Origin of the sequence: Candidatus Tisiphia endosymbiont of Neophilaenus lineatus (assembly GCF_964264975.1) — a bacterium.
Classification (GTDB): Bacteria; Pseudomonadota; Alphaproteobacteria; order Rickettsiales; family Rickettsiaceae; genus Tisiphia.
In genome coordinates, this window is sequence record NZ_OZ183649.1 from 1,055,921 (window position 1) to 1,079,197 (window position 23,277).

Genomic DNA, 23,277 nt, shown 5'->3' on the forward strand with positions numbered 1-23,277 from the left:
ATTTGGGATAAGAATTAGTTAATTCTTATCCCGAATTCGCGTAGTGAGTTATAGATTTAATTTTTGGTAAAAAAGCAAAAGAGAGGTAATTTATGTCAGGCAGTTTAGTATCAGACCCGTTATTTGTCGGTTTAACAAGACCTGCAATGATATTTGGTGTGAGTATAAAATTTGCAGCACTTAATATGATTATATCTATGTCATTATTTATTCAAAGTAATAGTGTTATGAATTTGCTTGTTGCTTTTGTGATTCATATGATAGGGTATGTAATATGTTTTAAAGAACCAAGATTTATAGAATTGCTTTTAAATAAATCTTCTAAATGTAGTCAGTGTCCTAATAAATCATTCTATGGAGCGAATTCATATGGTATCTAGATTTTATGAGCAAAGTATAAAATGACAAAATGATAAAATTATCTGTAACAAAAACAGCCAAAGAGTCGAGATCTAGGAAAGAAAAACCTACTTCTCATTTTATTCCTTATAAATGCCATTGGGATAGTAATACTATTTTAACTAAAAATAATGAATTATTACAAGTAGTAAAAGTAGGTGGTTTCTCCTTTGAAACAGCCGATGATGAAGATTTAGATATTAAAAAAAATATCAGGAATTCGTTACTTAAAAATATGTCATCAGGTAATATTGTGATGTATTTCCACACGATCAGGAGACGCAAACCAGTGATTTTTGATGGGCTTGAATATACCTCTGACCCTACCATAAAAGTACCTAATGATTTCACAACTTATTTATCAAATGAATGGCGTAAGAAACATGCAGGTTCTAGGTCGTTTTTTAATGAATTATATGTTAGTATTCTTTATAGACCAGATAAAGCTGGGCTTGCTATAATCGAATATTTCATTAAAAAGCTGATGCAAAAGTCTGATAAATCAGCTTGGGAAAATGACATGCGAGATATGCAGGATAGTTTGCGAGAAATGTCCTCAAGAGTAGTTAATACATTCCATAGTTATTCGGCGAGGTTACTTGGCGTACGCAAGTCAAATAGTGGCTATTGTTGTGATATTATGGAATTCTTGGGTACTTTGGTGAATTGTGGATCTTCAATGCAAATGGCCGTTCCAAGAAATTCAATAGACCAATATCTCCCCACTCATAGATTGTTTTTTGGTTCTAGAGCTATAGAAGCACGTGGTCCAAAGGGTAGAAGATACGCCGGTATATTAAGTATTTTAGAGTATGGACCATCTACGTCAGCTGGAATTTTTGACGGATTTTTACAAATGCCTTTTGAGTTTGTAATGACCCAAAGTTTTGTTTTTGCTAATAGGACAGTGGCGATTAGCAAAATGCAACTACAACAAAATAGAATGATTCAAGCAGGGGATAAAGCTGTATCACAAATTGCTGAAATCTCTCGAGCACTTGATATGGCTACCAGTGGTGATATTGGTTTTGGAGAGCATCATTTTTCGCTTCTATGCTCTGATAGTAATTTAAAATCCCTTGAGGATACCCTATCTATGGCTTCTGTTGAACTCTCCAATTCTGGAATTCAACCTGTTAGAGAAAGAATTAATATGGAACCAAGTTATTGGGGGCAGCTTCCTGGAAATATGGATTATATAGTAAGGGGTGCGACTATAAATACTTTAAACATGGCTAGTTTTGCATCTATGCACAATTATCCATTAGGTAAGGTTTTTAATAATCACTGGGGAGAATATGTAACTGTACTCGATACTACCTCGGGAACACCTTTTTATTTCAGTTTTCATGTTAGAGATGTTGGGCATACTCTGATCATTGGTCCAACTGGTGCTGGTAAAACAGTATTAATGAATTTTTTATGTGCACAAGCACAAAAATTTAAACCTAGAATGTTTTTCTTTGATAAAAACCACGGTGCTGAAATATTTATTAGATCACTTAATGGGATTTATACCACAATTGATCCAGGAGGAGAATGTAACTTTAATCCTTTGCAACTTGATGATACTGGGGAGAATAGAACATTTATATTAGAATGGCTTAAAGTATTGGTGACTTCTAATGGAGAGTCGTTATCATCAGAAGATAATAAGATTTTATCACAAGCAGTAAGTGGTAATTTTAAGTTAGAGAAAAAAGATAGAAGATTAAAAAATGTTGTAGCATTTTTAGGCATAGATGGTCCTAATAGCTTAGCAGGCAGGATTGCTATGTGGGTTGGTAAAGGCTCTCATGCTAGAATATTTGATAATGAGGCAGATAATATTAATTTGCAGCAAGCTCGAGTATTTGGCTTTGATATGACCGAACTGTTAAAAGATCCAGTTAGTCTTGCTCCTGTGCTACTATATATTTTCCATAGGATTAGTATTTCTTTAGATGGTCAAAGAACTATGATAGTTCTTGATGAGGCGTGGGCTTTGATTGATAATCCAGTATTTGCTCCCAAAATTAAGGACTGGCTAAAGGTTTTGCGTAAGTTAAATACTTTTGTAATTTTTGCTACCCAAAGTGTTGAAGATGCAGCTAAAAGCAGGATTAGTGATACCTTGATCCAACAAACTGCAACACAAATATTCTTACCAAACCTTAAGGCAACTGATATTTATCGTAGTGCTTTTATGCTTAGTCAACGTGAATATATTTTGATAAAAACTACAGATCCAACATCGCGTTATTTCTTAATAAAACAGGGGGTAGATGCAGTTGTTGCAAAAATAAGTTTAGATGGTATGACTGATATTATCAATGTTCTTTCTGGTCGGGTTGAAACAGTGTTATTGTTAGATCGGATTAGAGAGAAATATGGTAATGATCCTGAGAAATGGTTACCGGTATTTTATGAGGAAGTAAAATCACTTTAGTTAATTTATGCATTATAATTTTATAAAAAATTTACTTAGTGGGACAAAAATATTTGCTAAAATAGTAGTGCTATGCAGTCTACTAAATTTTACTATTATCCATAATAGTTATGCAGAAGAACCAAAACAAAAAGATACTTTAGATACTATAATTGATATTCTTTCAGGTTTGACCTGTGAAACTCAAGGTATTGGTGATTTATTACGTACAGAATTTTCTCACACTTGTATACCGGCATCATTTTTTACCTTTGCTGTTGCTAATATAATTTCGCCAGGATTATATGCAAATACCATGCTACGTCTTAAAATAAATGACCATGAATTATTTGATGGAGATTACCCTGGAGGACAATGTGCAAGAAATAATAAAATTGATCCAAATGACCCTAAATTAACCTTTGCATTTTGTAATAATGTTAAGCTAGCAGCTGTTAGAGTGCAGGCAGTAGCCATTTCTGCTCTTGCCATCGCTAAAGCCGTACTAACCGGTTCTGATCCGTGGGAAGAGATTATGGAAGCATGGAAGAGCAATAAAGCAGCATTTCATACTATTTATAAGGACACAAAAGATGGTTATTCTAGTGTAATGTTGGACGTACCTATACCAGTTATTTTTAAAGTAGTAAAAATAAAAGATACCATGTGTGTGGCTGCTCCTACTATATTAGCAAATTGGGTACCAGTTGGCTGTAAGTATATTAGAGAACCTTACCCTGAATCGATCTATGCGACTTTTATGAGTCTTGATGGTGGCACTAAGAAAGGTCCTAATACCGCTACTGACCCAATGGCAATAGTTGATTGCGGCTTGTCATCTTCTAGTTGTTACCAAAGGGCTTATAATAACTCTAAGACAGCTATAGTCATTTCTTCACCATTAATCGAATGTATTAAGGAAATGACAGCAAGATTACTGATCAGTAAAGAGGTTTGTACATTCGATGATGTTAATAAAGTGATTAATTCCAGTACAAGGGAGAGTAGTGTATTATTTCAATTCCAACGTAATATGCACAGGACTGTTACTGCTTTATTAACTATATATGTAATTTTCTTTGGTTTTAAAATCATACTTTCTAGTGAAATTCCACCCAAAAATGAAATAATTAATTTTATATTAAAAATGTTATTTGTGACCTATTTCTCTGTAGGTATAAACATTACCCCTGGTAGTGGTTCTGACTATAATCGACTAGATGGTATGGTGCAATGGGCTTTTCCTTTATTATTAGGAGGAATAGATACGCTTGGTGGTTGGGTTATGAATTCTTCTCCATCAAATTTGTGTAAATTTGATCCCAAAGATTACGTCGATAAAAATCTTTCTTATATGCCCTTGTGGGATGCATTAGATTGTCGAATAAGTCATTATTTGGGATTAGATATTCTCTCAACTTTACTGGTAGAAAATCAATATAAAAATCATGATTTCAAGAGTTTTGACTTTTTTAGTTTTTCAGCCCCACCTTATGTATATTTACTGATTCCTGCTATTATTTCAGGTAACATGACTCTAGTATCCTTGGCACTGTCCTATCCTTTATTAGTGATTTCTGTTGGAGCTTTTATGGTGAATGCTACAGTGATGTGCATGATATCTATAGTAATATTAGGTGTTTTAGCTCCTCTTTTTGTGCCAATGTTTTTATTTGAATATACTCGTGGTTACTTTGAATCATGGGTAAAGTTATTAATATCATTTTTGCTACAACCTATGGTAGTGGTAACCTTTCTGATTATGATGTTTTCAGTTTATGATTTCGGTTTTTATGGTCACTGTAAATATACAAGTAAAACTATACAAAATAGTATAGAAAGTGGGGGAGATGGAAAAAGGCATGTAAAAATATTTTTTGTTAATAATAATTGGAATGAATATGCGAAAGATGAAAGTAAAGGTATAGATGATGCCAAAAGCTGTAAAAATAGCCTAGGTTATATGCTTAATAATCCACTAGCAACAGTTTTTGATTTTGCCAAAGATAACCTAAATGAAATAGTGAAAGAAAAACCAGGTAGTGGTAGTACAAGCGATCATTTATCTAAATACCAATTTTTGCAGGGCATTATTATGGGACCCGGTATGTTCTTTGTATCACCCAAATTAGTGTTTGAAAAAATTAAGGATATCGCTCTAGCTTTAATTACTGCCTGCTTTACTTTGTATTTAATGTATCACTTTAGTAGCCAATTAGCAGAGTTTGCAGCTGATATGACTGAAGGTGTCCCTCTTAGTGGTGTTGCCATACATCCACAAGCAATATACAAAGCTGGTATGGCTGCTCTTGGAGCTGCTGGTAAAATGCAGGCGGCTGATAAAGCAGCTAGAGGTGCTGGAGGTGCTACTAAGGATATGGGTGGTGGAGGTGGATCAGCCGAAGATACTAAAGCTACTGGTGGTGAATCAGCAGAAGATAGCTTAGACACCAGTGGTTCATCTAGAGATACTGTATCAACAACAGGAGGAGGTGGTGGTAAGTCTCTAGGTGGTGGTGGACTTCCTATCTCTCCAACCCGTCATATAGCAGAATCTATTGCAGCTGGTGTATCTGAATCGAGTTCTTCAAATGCAGGAGGTTCTTCAAGGGAATCAAGGGCTAATTTGCAGACTATTGACGAACCTATGCTACCTCCAACTAATAAAATAGTAGAAATAGAGGATTTTGTTAATAGATCACCACAGATAGCTACAACAAATACACAAGAATTAGGAAGGACATTAGAGAAATCAAGTCCTGCTAAGGAATTACTAAAAGAGCAAAAGACCCATGAGTTACTCTCTAAAACTTTGGGAGGACTTGAGGATTCTACGGTGCAAGCTGGAAAGGCTGGTGACATTAAACAAGAAATAAAAAATCGTGAGGAAAAAGTTAGGAAGGAAAGCTATCTTAAAACTAGACCAGCTAAGAAAACTACAACTGCTAGAACTAATGTAAAAAAAGATAGCTCTGATGAAAATTCATAAAGTCACCAACTGTACAAATTTAAGTAGGTATAATAGTTCTCGATGTTATGTGGGCAAAAATCTATACTATTTAACAGCCTTTCAGGCTATTTATTGGATTCTTGCCTACACGGGAATGACGATGTCAAGGGTGATATCATGCTTGTTAGGGGTGATGTCGTCGTCGCTGCGTAAGCAGGTATCTAATAACAGCTTTAGTTATTTTACTTTTTTAGATTCCTGCCTTCGCAGGGATGACATTAAGGGCAACAGAAATGATACCTTAGGGCTGTTATACCTACTTAAAACTTGTACATTTGGTAAAGTCATAAAAGTTTTTATACAATGTTGTTTGGTACTTTTCTCAAGCAAAGTTTTTGCTGGTTTTGGAGATCCGTGTCCATCAGTTTCATTTGCAGTAGATAATTATTTAAGACAAAACACAGCTTACGGGCATCTTCTATATAGTATTGATATGACCGGTACTCCTAATGGGTGTGATGCAACTGACCCACAATTTAAATTCTGTTTAAGAAATAAAGATGGTAGTCCTATAGAGTGTAAAGTTATTACTCTTAATTTAAATGATTCTAAGCGTCTTAGTGAGTTAAGCACTGATAATAATCCTGATTTAGGTGGAAATACTTTATTAAAAGATATTATTTTAACAGTAAAAATTGTCGATAAAAGATTGTGCCTAGTTATGGCTACCTCAAAAGGACAACTTCCACTAGCTTGTAAAAATACTACCACACCAGCTCCGATAGCACCACCAAACGAACAATGCCGGAATATAGGTAAAACTTGTTATATGGGTACTACAAGGAGTCAGTCATTACTTAATTTTTCTGGCTTAGCTGTAGATTGTGTAAAGGAAACTCTAGATAAAGTTTTTTTTCGTTATAGTAGCTGTGATCCAAAAAATGATCAGATTAGTTTGACTGCCCTTAATCCTTTCTCAACCTTCCAAGAATCTTTGAAAATATCTATTAGGGCGGCGTTAATATTATATGTTATGTTTTTTGCTGTTAATATGATTTTAAGCAAAGAATATGGTAATTTAGATAAAATAGCATCTTTTGTTATGAAGCTAATAGTTGTCACTTATTTTGCTACAGGTCTTGGACCAGTATATTTTAAAGCTGGAAAGGAAACTACCGAAAATGGTATGCTTCAGTATGGTTTACCATTACTCACGGAGCTTACTCCACAATTTGCCCAAATAGTTTTTAATGCTGGTGGCTCTCGAGGATTATGTGAGTACGATACTAGTAAGTATAAAGATGGGTATAAGTTTTATGCACTTTGGGATGCTGTTGATTGCAGGATAGGTTATTATTTGGGTATGGGACTATATTATAACACAGAATCCGTTTTAAACGGTATTCCTAGTAGAAGTGTGCCGGGCAAAAATAAAAATAATCCTGTAAACTTTAAAAAACCTGGAAATGAAGCTCCGGATGCATTGAGGAAAGTGGGAGGATTCAGATTTCTTACTGTAATGTTTGGTCTATTATTATCTGGACAAATAATAATAGTAGCATCTGGAATAATATTTTCTGTAATATTTGTTTCAATAATTTTATATTTTATAACACACTACTTAGTATGTCTAGTTACCATATATGTCATGACCTATATTTCTCCTATATTTATTCCTATGGTTTTATTTACTAGAACCAAAGCATATTTTGATGCATGGCTAAAAATTTGTATATCTTGTGCAGTGCAACCCGCAGTGGTGGCTGGTTTTATTGCCTTGTTACTTACTATGTATGATTCGGCAATATACAAGAATTGTGAGTTTATGAGGCATGACTATACGTATAGCAGTGATGTTCAGTTTAGTACTTTTGAGCTTAGATTACCAAATGCTAATACTGATGATTGTAAAAATAGTGCTGGATATAAATTATTGCGATATTATTCAGGGGAAGGTTGGGAGAAGCATCTTTTAAGTCTTTTTCCAATTAAATCAATTGTTGTAGATGTCGTATCACTGTTAGTAGACTTACTTTATGTATTAATTTTTTCAATTATTTTTTATTATTTTTCAAAATCAATTAGTCAGTTTGCTGCCGAGCTTACTGGTGGTCCTATCATGGATTCTGTAACAGCTAGTCCTACTAAGATAGTTGATATGGTTAAGAAGGGGGCAGAATTTATTGCCGATGCTGCACAAAGCTCCGGTGGAAAACCACCGCAGAAAAATCCTTTAGAAAAACCAAGAAAAGGAGGAGAAGAAGCAAAAGATTCAGGTGGTGGTGATAGTAGTGGCAAAGCTGAAGGTATGGCAGGTTCTAGTGGTGGCGGTAGCGACGGTGGTATGGGTTCTGGAGGAGGTGGTGGTATGAGTGGTGGTGGTGGTTAACTTGGATATTATTGTATGAAAGGAAATTTATCAAAACTCATAATGGTATTAGGCATAGCGGCTTTAGTGGTTAGCGTTGTTATGGTATTACTTGGGATGATAGGGTCAGTAAAAATTACCAACGGTTGTCTCCTTAGATATGATGAAGACGCAAAAGGAGGTAGTACTACTGATCGTATTACTAATACAATCATGCTTAACGCAACAGCAAACTATACTGTTACTACCACAACAAAACCAGATGGTTCAATTGCAACTGAGTATGATCCTAAACATTATGGAGAATGGTTAAATACTAACCTAGCTGTTACAAATGAACAGGAGATTAAGTTTAAAATAGACGGTAATATAAGCCTTTGCAGGGCTTATGTACCAAAGAATAATATTCAACAGCTTTCAGATTTGGATGACAATGGTAACAAAGTTGCCATTCCTAGGGTTGAAGAAACTAATGTAGAACCGCTATCCTTAATTTTTGATGCTAAAACTGATGAATGGCGAAATATAGCTGAATTGTTTATTAACGATAAGGTCATAATATCAGTTTCACCGGATCACAAGAAATTGCCGGATTTGCCAAATAATATGGCTAGTGTAAAAAATATCTTTAAGCTTGTTAAGCAAGATGGTGAATTTAAAAATTTTATAGAGACAGCAGATTGTTCAGAAGGCAAAAGCACATATAGTCCATTATGTGGTAGATACTCGATATATTCCGGGCAGTATGTTAGTGGTTGTAAGTGGCCGGCAAATTGTAACAATCCGAATGATTGTGTTAATATTAATCCACATGAGGTGTGTTGGAGTAAGCCATATGACTGGAAATTGCCCTCGACTGTTTGTAACATAGATCTATTGCATGTAGGAAGTTACTGGAAAACAACATGTGATCAGGGACCTTTTTGGGCTAATGTGATGGGGGTAGCACCAGAGCCTTATAAGGAAGATGGTTTTTTTACGTCTCCTTGGAGTGACGATACTAATAAGCTATTTACTAATTTCTACCCTGAATGTTCTAACAATTCTAGTGCTTCATCTCGTAGATGTCCTGATGTTGATCATAGCATTAAAGATAAAGCTTACATAGAAGGAGAATACCAAAATAAAAGATATTTTTGGTACTCTGCCGATGGTCCAACAGGTCTGTTATATAGAATGGATAACAGTGAGACTCCAACTAATGCAAAATCTTTAGGGACAGGCTATGAATTTGCTAAAATAATTGCTGGAAACAAAGATTATGATCCAATAAATAATAGTAGAGCTGCTAATATTAAATATCAAATCATTTATAACGGGACTCTAGCTGGTAAGGCAAAGAGCTATTTACAATATCGTTTATGGTCAGAATATGACGACTATAGTAAAAATACAGGTGGTTATGTATTAAATATTAAACAGACCAAATGTCGGAGAAGTAATGGTAATAGTTTTAATGATGTTACGTATAATCGCGGTAAAGTGCAGTATTTAATAATGCCATATAGTGAAAATCCTAATAAAACTGGTACAATTTATAGCACTAGTAATATTAAAGTGGATGATGCAGACGGCAATGCAAAAATTACTGCGAATGCCAATGGATATCTATGGATGAGAATTTACAATAAACAAGAGGATTATAAAGAAAGTTATGGTAGATACCAAGTACAATTCTTTACCTCAGAAAAAGTTGGTAGTTTTACTTTAAATATTTTAACCCCTTTATTTGAGTTATTAAAAGGCAAAATCAAGAATGCAGCTGTGACGATTTTTAAGAATATGACTTGCTATGGTGGGGGAGTTACTACTTGCACTAACTTTTTTAACTATATAAAAGCCGTATTAATTCTTTACGTTATGTCATACGGAGCAATGTTTTTATTAGGTATGGTCAAAATCAACCAACAGGATTTGGTAATTAGGATAGTAAAAATCGCTATAGTTAGTGGGTTAATGAATGCAAGTACTTTTGAATTTTTCAATAATTATATATTTGATTTTGTAACTAATTTTTCAGATGGAATTCTCTCCAATATGAGTGGTTATAGCATGTTTTCATCGACGAATAAGATAACAAATCCTTTCATGTTCCTAGATGCATTAATGAGTAAAATATTGTTCAGTAAAACTTTTGCTGGTCAAGTGCTTTCTTTAATCTCTATGGGTCTTAGTGGATTGATTTATTTTGTTATAGTATTTATTGCTACAATGATAGTAATCATCACCGCTCTTCGAGCCGTGGCAGTTTATATTATGGCATTTATGGCAATCGCTATATTAATTGGTGTAGCTCCATTGTTTCTTACGTTTATGCTATTTGATTTCACTAGATATTTATTTGATAATTGGGTGAGGTTTACTTTTAGATATATGATAGAGCCAGTAATTTTAATGGCAGGAATTATTATACTTACTCAGTTATTTACAATTTATTTGGATTTTGCAACTGGTTATAGTGTGTGTTGGAAATGTGCTTTACCTATAAAAGTTCCATTTCCTGCTATCCCAGGTCTTCCTGCGATTTTCTCTAATTTAGAGATTTTTTGTATCAATTGGTTTGTACCTTGGGGAATGGATTCTCGTTCTGGCATGATGGGTTTGAATATGCAACATTATATTGCATTAATTATGATTGCTTATGGAATGTATGGTTATGTTGAATTTTCTGGAAAAATGGTGGCAAAGTTGACTAGTACCGCTGGACCTTCTGCAACATCCATGGGACATGCGATGTCATCGGCAATGGAACAAGGAGCTTTAAAAAAGGTTGCTTTAGATCAGGCATCTAGAGATACAATTAAGAAAGAAGCTGCCGGTAGATTAAAAGATAGGAATAAAGCAATTGATAAAGGGAATAAAGCTAGGTCAAAAGGTGATACCAAGGATAGTGATGGTAATAATAAGGATCAGAATCCAAGAAGTGGTGTTGAGAGTGGTAGTGGTAATGAAAGTGATTCTAATGTGAATCCAAAGTAATAACTGAAAATGAAGTGAATAGGATGAAAAATTTCAGGTATCTAATGTTGTTGATAGATTTTCTATTTAAAGGGCAACTGTTTATTGCCTTAGTAGTTCTATTAGCCTGTAATCCTGTCAAAGCTGATGATAGTGAGAAAGATGCTAAATTTGATTGGATGAGTTCGAGTTTAAGTGGACTTGCAGCTCTATTTTCAGCATGTCTAGAAGTACCAAAATTCAATAGTTTTCAAGAAGGTAGCATTTCTTTAGACCTTACAAAACCAAATGAATGGAATTCTACTGGTAACTATGTCAAAAAAGATAAAGCCATTAAGTTTGACTGGAGTACTAGTGGAGCTGTAGGTAGTCCAAGAAAATACCGAGTGATGTACCGTATAGATCCAAGGTTCAATAGACCACAAATATTTATTAAAACTTTTAATCATTTAACTAAAAAGTATGAAGCTACTAATTTTCCTAAATTTAAGGCAACTGATCCAACTAAAGATTATATAAGTCTAGCATTTAGCAAAATGCAGAATTATGTAGACTATTTTAATTTTGTTGAAAATCGTCAGAAAATTCGGGTAGAAAAAGGTGATGTAATAAATATAACTCTTGCAGGAGCAGGAGATTTTTTTAGTGTAGCTACTGACGAAGATTTTTTAAAGTCAGAGCTTGACAATAACATGTTAGGAATTCCGTCACTTTATACAAATAGCAACCTTGATAATAAAATACTATATTCAACTGCAGAAAAATTGTGTTATTCTATTGACCCCTCAAGGGATAAAGTGTGTCAGGGTACTGGAGCAAGTACCAAATATAAGGCTTTAGATAAGTTAGTATTAGTTGGTAAACCGTTAACCCAAGGTTCTATACAACAGATTATTAAAATTTGTCCTGATTTTTCTAATGATAAAGATAACTCTCCAGTGTGCTTCTATGATCAAGGGAGAGGGATGAGGATACTAGTAAATAACCAGATTATAAAGAGAGAAGCGGAAAGTTTTGTATATTCTAAATTTCTAAAAAAGAGTTTCTTATATTATAAATCTGATATTGCTGGAGATTTAGATTTTTTAACTGATTGGCCAATCCAAGGCATGTTTACCTCCCTAGACAAACCTTTAATGAGTGATTGGATTGGAGCTTTTTCAGATATTAATAAACTTAGTTCTTATATTAGTAGCCCAGCTGTAGACTTAAGTAGTAGTTTTTTACATTTTGGACGCTACATTATGATGGTGGAAATAGGTAATGGTGATAAGAGTATTAGTGATGCACAACAAAAAGACATAGAAGTTGAATATGTAATAATGAAAGATGGTGGGACACCACTTGCATCGCTAGTGGGTACACAAATCAACCAAGATTTTGCAACTGATGCTGACAAAGATGGCTATTTATGGGTTAGAGTAAAGAATCCTAATAAAGAGGTAATGGGGTTAATTAAGGTAAATTATGCTAATTATACGGGGAGTACTTGGTTTTCAGATATTGTATATAACGGGGCAGTTAAACCTATTACCGATGAGTTTCATAAATTTACTATGAATTTTTATACTAAACTAACTAAAAATGTAACATTACACCGAATCATAAAAGCTGCATTGATTCTTTACGTAATAATATATGCTTTAACCTTTTTAGCGGGGGCTATTCAAATAACTGCCAAAGACTTATTAACAAGAATTATAAAAATAACTTTGATAGTAATACTAATAGGAGATGATAGTTGGAACTTTTTCAATAATTACTTATTTAATGCCTTTATTAAGGGTACTGACTATCTAATGACCAATGTAGTAGGGCTTACTAGTTCTACAGTTAACATTTTTGGTTTTATTGATCCAATATTTGATAAATATACCAATGGCAGATTTTGGGGGCTTTTATTTATACAATTACTCCAAATCCATAATGGTCTTACTTTTGTTGCTATCATAACTATTTATTCTCTGACGCTTTATTTTAGAGCTATTTTGGAAGTTATCATAGGTTACGTTATAGCATATATTAGTCTTGCGGTTATGATATCTTTAGCACCACTATTCATAATTTTGGTACTATTTGAGAAGACAAAAAGCATTTTCGATAACTGGTTATCTACTTTATTTAGTTACATGATGCAACCAACCATATTATTAATATTTTTTCTATTAATAGATCAGGTGATGTCTGAACAACTTTTAAAAATTGTGGTAAGAGCATGTTGGGATAGTACGTTCATCCCAATAGAGATAGGATTAGATTTAACGCATATGAACATGCCGATTAATTTTTCGTTTAAATTACCATTTTTACCTGGGATACCTTTCTTTACACCGGATGTTACGGAAATTAATAATGCACAGGATTTATTCAATTCTACCAGGACATTCTTGGTAATATTTACCAGTAGCTTGTTATTCTATGCTTATTGCCTAATGTGTTATGGACTCGTCGATTATGTGACTATAGTAGTTGCTCAATTGACCAACGTAACACCTGCAAGACAAGAGGGTGATTTCCAAAGACCTGATAATTCTACAAAATCTATTATGCAGGATATGGAATCTGTGGCAAGACCAGTCAAGGATATAGCTTGTGCTCCAGCTAGAATATTTAAAGATAAGGTGATAGATCAAAATTATAAAGCTAGGAAAAGTGATCTTGACGGCAAGAAAGAATATACTGGCAAAATATTTGCCTCAAGAAATGATTTAGACACTGGTGGTGAAGCAGATGGTGGATCTAATAAAAAGGAATAATTACTATTTAAGCCTAGGTTTTGATAAATGAAGAATATTTTTGCTATTTTATTAATTTCTATGTTGTGCCTTTCAGGATGTACTGGCGATAGGTGCATTGATGCAGATGATTTTGGCTTTATAAAATTTGTAATTTCTTCAAGATATAAAAAAGAAGAGTTAAGCGGACAACAACAAGATAATCAAACAGCTCCTTGGATCAATACTGGATATAATGTAAATGGTCAACCACTTACTATATTGGTAAAAACTTGGGATTATTCTAAAGGAGATAAAAACAACTCTACAGAATTATCAGCTTGGAGTGCGTGGTATGGTCAAGAAAAGAATACCAATACTTTATCTGAATTTTGTAAGAGACTACAAATATGCCAATTTATAGATGGCAGGATGTGTACTAGTAGTAAGGATGCCAAAATTAGTAATGCACCGTGTTTATTTAAAAATGGTGTAGGGCTATACATGTTAATTGCTGAGCATGATAAAAATCCTAATCTCTCTTTGGATACACAGCGTACACCCTATGGCATTACCGCCCACCTTGGTGAACCTATTGTTGGTTATGAACTTTATGATCTTAATAAAAGAGGGGAATTAGTAAAAGCTGGAGGAATAAGTTATCAATATGAAGGTGAGGATAAAGTTAAATACGTTCAATGCCCATTATATTTTAAGATTTTAGATAAATTTTATGATGATAATAATGGTCAGTATCGTGTAGTTATTAAATCTGGGGTCACTGACACTAGACCTGACCCTATTGAATTTTTAACGAATTTAATAAAAGCTGAGTTATTTGGTGATGGTAAGAATCATGGGCTAGTTAGGTCAATTTACGAGGGTATTATTAAAACACCAGGGTATCGTGTATCTGTTTCGGCTCTATTAACTTTGTATATTATGTTTACAGGGTTTTCTTTCCTGATTGGCAATGTTAATCTCACACATACTGAATTAATAATTAGAATAGTAAAAGTTAGTATAGTATCTACGTTACTTAGTTCAACTAGTAGCTGGCAATTTTTTCATGATTACTTATTCGTGTTTTTTATGGAAGGGGTAGAGGAAATATTACGAATAATTAAAGAAACAGCGGCTACCGGACCTGGGTCTTGGAGTATTATAGGTTTAATGATAGCCCCGCAAACTATGGCAAAATTATTTTCATTACTATTTGTCGATCCGTTAGGATTTATATATATAATTTTATTCTTGATAGCCCTTTATTTTATCTTCATGATGGTATTTAAGGCTACTATTATATATCTTACGGCACTGATAACCGTTGGGATGATTATCATAATGGCTCCAATATTCATTTGCTTTATGTTATTTGGTATCACGCGTTCATTGTTTGAAAACTGGTTAAGACAGCTGATTTCCTATGCACTACAACCAATTATATTATTTACTGGTATTGCTTTTATTTCAATGATTATCAGAACAGAAATATATTCTTCACTTGGTTTTGGAGTATGTAAGTATGACTTCCCAAATTTAGGTCCGATAAATGACATATTTGGTAGTATGAATGAAGATCTAGACACTAGTCTTGGAGACTCAATATTTTATTGGTGGTTTCCATCTCCAATGAAAGCTGGCAAATTTTCTAAAACAAAGGCTAATATATTAGTGCCTGTTGATCATCGCATCGATGATGGCTCGCCTGATGGCAACCTATGTTTAGCTTATCAATGTACCGAAGAAAGATATGTTGAATTACCATTTTTAGATTTAGTCCAAGATGTAAGAAGAATTGATAATTTTTTCAGTGGTCACTTTGTTCAGCTGGATGGATTATTGTTAATTTTTGTATGTGTTTATTTACTAAGTAAATTTAATGATATAGCTGTTTCAAGTGCTAAATTCTTATCTAGCACCTCAGGTAATCTAACAAATTTACAAGCAATTGGACAAGCTGCTTTTGCCCCTATTCAACAGCAAATAGAGAGACCTGCAAATTATGCTTTCGGTGCTGTCAAGCAAAGGGTAGATCAAGTAACTGAAAAGGCAAGTATGTTTTTTGCTGATCAGTATGAAGATTGGATGATGGGAGGTGTAGCCCAAGAGGCACTTGACCCAAAAGCAGTAAAATCTAGTGTTTTAAGTGAAGTAAAAAGAACTTATGGTATAGATTATAAAGACGTTAATGTTAAAGCTGGAAGTGATTATCAAAGGGCTATTAGCGAGGTTATGGAAACTATTAAACCTGATGGACAAGTTAAAGAATTTACTGGCAGTAGTTATGCAGAACTTCGGGATCATTTAGCAGCTCTTAAATTTGGAGAAGGTAAAAAATATGATTCTCTTAGCGAAGAGCAAAAGAAAGAACTTAATGATTTAATGAAAAATAAAGATGGTAAAACTTTACGAGAATTAGCGAGTGATGCAAAGTTTACCCAAGATTTCCAGCAAGCTTATGTGGATACACATCAAGCAATGTCAGCAAGGGGAATAGGGTTATTTGGTAAAAATATAGCACCTCTCAAAAGTTGGCAAGAGATGAATCGGCGTGTTGATGAAAAGAGAGAGCTACGTGATAAGAAGCGTAAAAATATAGGAGAGAGAATATATGCTGGTTATGAAGGATTAAAACGAGCAGCACTTACTGCTATTGTTGGTAAAGATTTACGGGATGCTTTTGAGGGTAACTTAACTGGAGCAGAGTGGGAAGATTTTAATTATAATGATCCAAGACTTAGAACCCATAGTGAATCACTTAAGGATCAGCAAATATCTTTGGAACATCAAGAACTTCTAACTAAAATCAATAAAGAAACCATTGCTGTTCAGGAAGATATTTCATCTCCTGAATATCTAACCAAGCTTGAATTACAGGGTAGAACAGCAGATATTGCATATTATGCAGAACTATCTAACAAAAAACTTGCCTTTGAGATATATGATGCTTTAGCTAAAGGTGAAGGTGATAAGGGGGAGAATCCCGTGTTGATGGGCGAGCGATTCATGCGAGAAAAAGCAACGGATACTCAAACTCGTAATATGATTGACAGTGCTTATAGAATTGAGCAGACACTAATAGATAACGATAAATATGCATGCAGACAAGAACATTATGAAATTATGCGTGAGAAAGCTGAAGCTAATGGGGATAATCAATCTTTAGAGTATAGTAAAGCAGTACTAAAGAAAATAGAAGAAAGAAAAGAACTTATTAAGAAAGAAGTTATATCTCACATTGATGGAATTAATCAATATCGCTTAAATGCTAAAATGCCTAAATATGAAAAAAATGATTAACTTTTTCAAAGCAAAATGAGTGCAAAATAATAGTCTCTTACCCCTTACCAATCACTACTATGTCACCCCGCAGGGGTTAAATATATAAACACCTCCTCTTCCCCAGGAGATTTTTTTAGATCCCCGCCGTAGCTCCATCGTTTTGACGTTAGCACTACAATTGTAGCATTAAGTATAGCATATATTTTTTAGGTATAATACCAATATGCATTTGTTAAACATAATGTTCTATTATCCAAAGTAAAATCAGCAGTTTTACAAGTACTGATTCCGCGACAATCTGATTGAGTACGGCATGTTGGGACAAAAAATTGTGCATCTATCACGTTATCTGCAACTGGCGTAAGCCCTTCTCCATATTCTTCTAAAGTAGCACCCCAAATATTTGGTGTTTGCAGTAACCAATTATTTGGTATTAAATAATTGGTTGAAGGTTTATTATAGGTAATATTGTTGTAACTTGGAGATGCTATCAATTGACAATGGCTGTGCCAAAGCGGGTTTAATCGTAAATAATAAAATTAATAGTTTAATAATTAATATATTCTTCATAGTCATTTAAACATACAAATTTGAATAATAAGAATCCTAGCAGAAACACTAATTAATATCTAGTGGAAGTTTAAAAGCCAGTCTTATAACATTACTAACATATAGTTATCTTGAAATCTATAAAATGGCATGTTATAATTTTATTTTTTGGTCTTAGTGATCGATATAAATTGATATATTATATGTTATAATTATGGCTAACGTTTTTTTTAATGGTCCTGCCGGTCGGATCGAAGGGCTTTATACTAAATCTAGTAATCCTAAAGCCCCCCTTGCTTTATTATTACATCCACATCCGCTTTACGGTGGTACTATGAATAACAAAGTGATTTACAATATATATAAATCATTAGTAGCTAATGGGTTCACAGTACTAAGAATTAATTTTAGGGGCGTTGGACGTTCCCAGGGAGAGTTTGATAACGGTATTGGCGAAATGACTGATGCTGCAACAGCACTTGATTGGCTGCAACTGAACAATACTACTAGCAGTCTAAATTTGATAGCGGGGTTTTCTTTTGGAGCATGGATAGCCATGCAACTGATCATGAGAAGACCAGAGATTAATAATTTTATTGCGATATCTCCGCCAGTGAATAAATATGATTTTTCGTTCTTGTCTCAATGCCCTATTTCTGGCTTTGTAATACAAGGTGACAATGATAGTATTGTACCCGAAGAATCAGTGCTTGAATTAGTAGATAAATTATCTAAGCAAAAACATATAACTGTCGATTATAAGATTATCCAAGGAGCTGATCATTTTTTTCGAAACAAGCTTGGTGAATTTACCCAAGCAATTAATGATTACTTACAATTAAGGTTATTGAATAATCAGGTTACGCATTTAAAGAAGGATTTTTTTACTGAAGAAAATTTAGCAAACAAACCGCTACAAAAGGTTTTTTTAGATTAACTGCAATTAACAATTAATTATAAAGAGTTAGATTTTTATGGCAACAAACCAAGAAGAAATTAAACAATCTTTACATACCCAATTATTTACAACTTTAATAAAACTGACAGAGTCAAATGGTAAAGATCAAGTTGTAAATGATAGAATCTCTAAAAAATGTGAAAAACTTGCTAGTAGCGTGATAGCACTTGCTCAAGAGCCATCAGACTCTAATACTAATTGCAATAATGAACACGGTGTTATAAAATGGGTTTTTAACTGATAAATAGGTACTCAAATAGCTAGGTTAATATTACCGCAAGGTTTTGAAGGTCATGATTTTATAAAAATGATGAAACATGAGCCGCATGGTCGAAATCGTATACGTTTATTGGCGATGTATCACCTTCAATTAGGCAAATCTTTTAAAGCCATATCTGAAATAGTGAAGTCACACTGGAAAACCGTGCAATCATGGCTCAGAAGATTTAGGAATCATGGTTTTGAAGGATTATTTGAATCACAAAGAAGCGGTGCCCCTAGGAAGATTAACAGTATACAAGAGTCTGCTATTTTTGATAAAATCAATACGCTCAGTGAAAGTAAAACTGGTGGGTATATAACTGGAAAGGAGCTACATATCATGTTAGTTGAGGAATATGGTGCTAAATGTGCTTTAAAAACAGTCTACAATACTATGCACCGCCTTGGTTTTAGCTGGATTACTTCTCGTTCAATGCATCCAAAATCAAATCAAGAGACTCAAAATAGATATAAAAAAACTTTCCAGACATGTTAACAAAATTATTAGCAAAAAATATCGATAGATGTAAAGTTGATATATGGTCTCAGGATGAAACTAGAGTTGGGCAACAAGGTAGCTTAACTCGTATATGTGCTAAGCGTGGCACTAGACCCCGTAAAGTTCGGCAACAGCAATTTATTTCAACATATATTTACGGAGCTGCTTGCCATGAGACAGGAGAAGCTTGTGCATTAATTTTACCATATGCAAACACACAGGCAATGAATAAATTCTTAGAAGAGCTTTCTCGCAGTATTCAAGGCAACCGACATATAGCTTTACTAACGGATAATGCAGGTTGGCACACAGCCAAAAAACTAACTGTGCCAAGCAATATCACTTTGATACCGCTTCCGCCCTATGCACCGGAACTTAATGCAATGGAACAAGTTTGGGAATGGATTAAAAATCATTTCTTGTCTAACCAATGTTATGGTGTATATGAAGATATCGTTACTATGGCTTGTTACGCTTGGAATCAACTTGCTCATAATGTAGATTTAGTAAAATCAATTATGTATAGAGATTGGATAAATACACCGTGTTCATTATTGCAATTGGTATTATACGTAAACTAACTAACAGAATGCTAAAACAAAAAGTAATAAATCAAAATGTAATTAGTTCTTGGAACGTTCTAATAGACTATCTAAAAGCAACGATGGGTAGCATGAAAACAGAACAATTTCGTATCTTATTTTTAAATAAAAAGAATGTCCTAATTGCTGATGAAATTTTAAGTCAAGGCACTATAGATCAGGCAACAATATATCCAAGAGAAATAATTAAAAGAGCTTTATTTAATGAAGCTGGTGCAATTATATTGGTACATCATCATCCAAGTGGTGTTAGTAAGCCTTCAAATACTGATATTGAACTAACACACAAAATAGTAGAAACTTGTGCTAATATGAACATATCGGTTCATGACCACGTAATTATTACAGCCAATGAATATTTCAGTTTTAAATCTAATATGCTGTTATGAGTAACTTTATTAATTATAGTTTTTTGTTTTTATTATCTTTTATAGCAACAAGCTTTCTTACTTGGCTATTGATTTCTAGTCTTCCATCTTTTGGAGTGGTGGATATACCAAATCTACGTAGAGTACATAGTAGAATCACACCAAGAGGAGGTGGACTTGCGATAGTTATAGTGGTAATAATTGCTCTTATCGCCTATGAATATTTTTCAACAAAAACTCTGATAAACTCAATTAAAATTGTACCTTTACTGCTGATCATTTCCAGCATTTCATTTTTAGATGATCTTATTTCCATTCCGATATTTGTAAGACTAATTTTTCACATAATTTGTTCTACAATAGCCATTTTCCTATTTTTATTTCCAGTAGTATTATTTCATCACGAATTACCTTTATATATTGATTTTATGCTATCTATAATAGGATTGATTATCTTTTTAAATATTTATAATTTTCTTGATGGAATAGATGGTATTAGTGGTGCTGAATCTATTCATTTATCGATCACTATATTAATACTTTGTTATCTAAAATCTGATATAATAATAAATATAAATTTTATAATTGTGCTTAACATCATTATCTTAGCATGTTCCATAGGTTTTTTGATATTTAACTGGCATCCTGCTAAAATCTTTCTAGGGGACGTAGGTAGTATAAGCTTAGGATTTTTATTAGGTTTATGTTTGCTACTTATTTCAGCATCTAGTGTTCATTTGTTTGTTGCCTCATCTATTGCTAGTTTATATTACCTAGCAGATGGAGGATTAACCATACTGATTAGACTAGTGAATAAGGAGAAAATTTGGCAACCTCACTTAAAGCATTTTTTTCAAAAAGCAGTCAGAAATGGTAAAAGTCATAAGGAAGTAGTGAGTAGAATTATAATATGCAATATATTACTTATGGTATTATCAATCATTTCTCTGTACTTTCCTTTATTATCAATTATCTTTGCTATATTAGTAGTAATGGTTACAATAATTAATTTTGCCCATGAAACCGCTTAGCCATGACATCAACATAATTATTAGACGAATCTTTGGTAAACAGCACCCATTGCTTGCAGAAATTATGATTAATTGGAGTAAGATTGTTGGACCAAAATTTAGTAGCAAAACTAGCCCCTTAAAAATATCTAGCCCTAAAGAGAAAGGACAGAGAATAAATATTTTACATGTACAAGTGGAAAATTCGAGCATCGCCTTAGAAATATCATTTCACCAACAGATAATTATTGAGCGTATTTCCGTTTATCTAGGTTTTAAGAACATACATAGTTTAAGAACTACAATATATGCTACAAGAAATAACTAGAATAGACTTCTATTTTCATCGAGTATTATCCTGAAATCTTGGAAATATAGCTTTTGGCTGGCTAATGTTACTACCTGGAATTAAAATAAACTCCTTTGTTAAATGTTTAAACATTCTCTGACTTTTTGGTACACCAAGCTGATCAAGCATTTTATTAGCCGAATCAGGAATAAATGGCTGTAACATTACAGCAATATATCTTAGTGTCTCAAGTAGCGTATATAATACTAATTGCAATAATGAACACGGTGTTATAAAATGGGTTTTTAACTGATAAATAGGTACTCAAATAGCTAGGTTAATATTACCGCAAGGTTTTGAAGGTCATGATTTTATAAAAATGATGAAACATGAGCCGCATGGTCGAAACCATATACGTTTATTGGCGATGTATCACCTTCAATTAGGCAAATCTTTTAAAGCAATATCTGAAATAGTGAAGTCACACTGGAAAACTGTGCAATCATCGCTCAGAAGATTTAGGAATCATGGTTTTGAAGGATTATTTGAATCACAAAGAAGCGGTGCCCCTAGGAAGATTAACACTATACAAGAATCTGCTCTTTTTGATAAAATCAATACGCTCAGTAAAAGTAAAACTGGTGGGTATATAACTGGAAAAGAGCTACATATCATGTTACTTGAGGAATATGGTGCTAAATGTGCTTTAAAAACAGTCTACAATACTATGCACCGCCTTGGTTTTAGCTGGATTACTTCTCGTTCAATGCATCCAAAGTCAAATCAAGAGACTCAAAATAGATATAAAAAAACTTTCCAGACATGTTAACAAAATTATTAGCAAAAAATATCGATAGATGTAAAGTTGATATATGGTCTCAGGATGAAACTAGAGTTGGGCAACAAGGTAGCTTAACTCGTATATGGGCTAAGCGTGGCACTAGACCCCGTAAAGTTCGGCAACAGCAATTTATTTCAACATATATTTACGGAGCTGCTTGCCATGAGACAGGAGAAGCTTGTGCATTAATTTTACCATATGCAAACACACAGGCAATGAATAAATTCTTAGAAGAGCTTTCTCGCAGTATTCAAGGCAACCGACATATAGCTTTACTAACTGATAATGCAGGTTGGCACACAGCCAAAACACTAACTGTGCCAAGCAATATCACTTTGATACCGCTTCCACCCTATGCACCGGAACTTAATGCAATGGAACAAGTTTGGGAATGGATTAAAAATCATTTCTTGTCTAACCAATGTTATGGTGTATATGAAGATATCGTTACTATGGCTTGTTACGCTTGGAATCAACTTGCTCATAATGTAGATTTAGTAAAATCAATTATGTATAGAGATTGGATAAATACACCGTGTTAATTATTGCAATTGGTATAAGATAGGCGAGTTTGTCATAATTAATACTCAATATCATCTAAAATTATCTATAAAAGCAGTTCCAAAGGATGGTAAGGCTAACGATGCTATTGTCAATTTTCTATCCAAAGAATGGACAATTTGTAAAAATAATTTTGAGATAATATTAGGTCACACTAATATTTTAAAACTCTTAGCAATAAAAAATATTGAATTAGACTATTTAAATTTACATTTAAAGCATTATATACATAAGATCGAAGTATAGTATTTTATAGGA

General features: G+C 33.6%; 17 protein-coding genes and 2 pseudogenes. 17 read left to right on the forward strand and 2 right to left on the reverse strand.

All coding sequences use genetic code 11. The annotated features are described in order from the left end of the window. The first annotated feature begins 92 nt into the window (after positions 1-92). The 7 genes from ACFE3K_RS06140 (at position 93) to ACFE3K_RS06170 (ending at position 17,099) form a co-directional block, all read left to right on the forward strand. Positions 93-380: a VirB3 family type IV secretion system protein gene (locus ACFE3K_RS06140; RefSeq protein ID WP_341747912.1), complete on the forward strand. Its 288-nt coding sequence runs from the start codon at positions 93-95 to the stop codon at positions 378-380. Between the two features lie 32 nt (positions 381-412). Next, a complete protein-coding gene (locus ACFE3K_RS06145) occupies positions 413-2,827 on the forward strand; it encodes a VirB4 family type IV secretion/conjugal transfer ATPase (RefSeq protein ID WP_375359505.1) in 2,415 nt (804 codons plus the stop codon). A gap of 7 nt (positions 2,828-2,834) precedes the next feature. Further along, on the forward strand, positions 2,835-5,795 hold the full coding sequence (locus ACFE3K_RS06150; RefSeq protein ID WP_410521672.1) for a type IV secretion system protein: 2,961 nt from the start codon (positions 2,835-2,837) through the stop codon (positions 5,793-5,795). Between the two features lie 268 nt (positions 5,796-6,063). Then, positions 6,064-8,145 carry a type IV secretion system protein gene (locus ACFE3K_RS06155; RefSeq protein ID WP_375359506.1) on the forward strand — a complete coding sequence of 694 codons (2,082 nt, stop codon included), beginning with the start codon at positions 6,064-6,066 and terminating at the stop codon, positions 8,143-8,145. 15 nt (positions 8,146-8,160) lie between these two features. Next, positions 8,161-11,103: a type IV secretion system protein gene (locus ACFE3K_RS06160; protein ID WP_375358661.1), complete on the forward strand. Its 2,943-nt coding sequence runs from the start codon at positions 8,161-8,163 to the stop codon at positions 11,101-11,103. 44 nt (positions 11,104-11,147) lie between these two features. Next, positions 11,148-13,838, forward strand: coding sequence for a type IV secretion system protein (locus ACFE3K_RS06165; RefSeq protein WP_375358662.1), 2,691 nt, complete (start codon positions 11,148-11,150; stop codon positions 13,836-13,838). Positions 13,839-13,865: 27 nt separating this feature from the next. After that, on the forward strand, positions 13,866-17,099 hold the full coding sequence (locus ACFE3K_RS06170) for a type IV secretion system protein (protein ID WP_375358663.1): 3,234 nt from the start codon (positions 13,866-13,868) through the stop codon (positions 17,097-17,099). 188 nt (positions 17,100-17,287) lie between these two features. Here ACFE3K_RS06170 and ACFE3K_RS06175 read toward each other — a convergent pair whose 3' ends face one another. Further along, a complete protein-coding gene (locus ACFE3K_RS06175) occupies positions 17,288-17,575 on the reverse strand; it encodes a hypothetical protein (protein ID WP_375358664.1) in 288 nt (95 codons plus the stop codon). 269 nt (positions 17,576-17,844) lie between these two features. Between ACFE3K_RS06175 and ACFE3K_RS06180 the strand changes: the two genes are divergently transcribed. The 7 genes from ACFE3K_RS06180 (at position 17,845) to ACFE3K_RS06210 (ending at position 21,656) form a co-directional block, all read left to right on the forward strand. Next, positions 17,845-18,567: an alpha/beta hydrolase gene (locus ACFE3K_RS06180; protein WP_375358665.1), complete on the forward strand. Its 723-nt coding sequence runs from the start codon at positions 17,845-17,847 to the stop codon at positions 18,565-18,567. 37 nt (positions 18,568-18,604) lie between these two features. Next, positions 18,605-18,829, forward strand: a complete 225-nt coding sequence (locus ACFE3K_RS06185; RefSeq protein ID WP_375358666.1) for a hypothetical protein — start codon at positions 18,605-18,607, stop codon at positions 18,827-18,829. Between the two features lie 66 nt (positions 18,830-18,895). After that, positions 18,896-19,345 carry a helix-turn-helix domain-containing protein gene (locus ACFE3K_RS06190; protein WP_375358519.1) on the forward strand — a complete coding sequence of 150 codons (450 nt, stop codon included), beginning with the start codon at positions 18,896-18,898 and terminating at the stop codon, positions 19,343-19,345. After that, on the forward strand, positions 19,339-19,929 hold the full coding sequence (locus ACFE3K_RS06195) for an IS630 family transposase (protein WP_375358667.1): 591 nt from the start codon (positions 19,339-19,341) through the stop codon (positions 19,927-19,929). The genes ACFE3K_RS06190 and ACFE3K_RS06195 overlap by 7 nt, the downstream gene beginning before the upstream one ends. Before the next feature lie 8 nt (positions 19,930-19,937). Then, the gene (locus tag ACFE3K_RS06200; protein ID WP_375358668.1) at positions 19,938-20,339 is read left to right on the forward strand and encodes a RadC family protein; all 402 of its coding nucleotides are present in this window, start codon (positions 19,938-19,940) and stop codon (positions 20,337-20,339) included. Then, positions 20,336-21,349 (forward strand): UDP-phosphate alpha-N-acetylglucosaminyltransferase, encoded by a 1,014-nt coding sequence (locus ACFE3K_RS06205; protein WP_375358669.1) that lies wholly within the window; start codon positions 20,336-20,338, stop codon positions 21,347-21,349. Before ACFE3K_RS06200 ends, ACFE3K_RS06205 begins: the two co-directional genes overlap by 4 nt. After that, positions 21,336-21,656: a DciA family protein gene (locus tag ACFE3K_RS06210; protein ID WP_375358670.1), complete on the forward strand. Its 321-nt coding sequence runs from the start codon at positions 21,336-21,338 to the stop codon at positions 21,654-21,656. Before ACFE3K_RS06205 ends, ACFE3K_RS06210 begins: the two co-directional genes overlap by 14 nt. A gap of 15 nt (positions 21,657-21,671) precedes the next feature. On the opposite strand, the pseudogene ACFE3K_RS06215 reads toward ACFE3K_RS06210, so the two are convergent. Beyond that, a pseudogene (locus tag ACFE3K_RS06215) lies at positions 21,672-21,884 on the reverse strand (methionine--tRNA ligase); the annotation flags it as partial. A gap of 112 nt (positions 21,885-21,996) precedes the next feature. Between ACFE3K_RS06215 and ACFE3K_RS06220 the strand changes: the two are divergent. The 3 genes and pseudogenes from ACFE3K_RS06220 to ACFE3K_RS06230 form a co-directional block, all read left to right on the forward strand. Beyond that, positions 21,997-22,446: a helix-turn-helix domain-containing protein gene (locus tag ACFE3K_RS06220; RefSeq protein WP_375358619.1), complete on the forward strand. Its 450-nt coding sequence runs from the start codon at positions 21,997-21,999 to the stop codon at positions 22,444-22,446. After that, positions 22,440-23,000, forward strand: coding sequence for an IS630 family transposase (locus tag ACFE3K_RS06225; protein WP_375358671.1), 561 nt, complete (start codon positions 22,440-22,442; stop codon positions 22,998-23,000). The genes ACFE3K_RS06220 and ACFE3K_RS06225 overlap by 7 nt, the downstream gene beginning before the upstream one ends. A 19-nt stretch (positions 23,001-23,019) precedes the next feature. Then, positions 23,020-23,265 (forward strand): annotated as a pseudogene (locus ACFE3K_RS06230) (DUF167 family protein); the annotation flags it as partial. Positions 23,266-23,277: the final 12 nt, after the last annotated feature.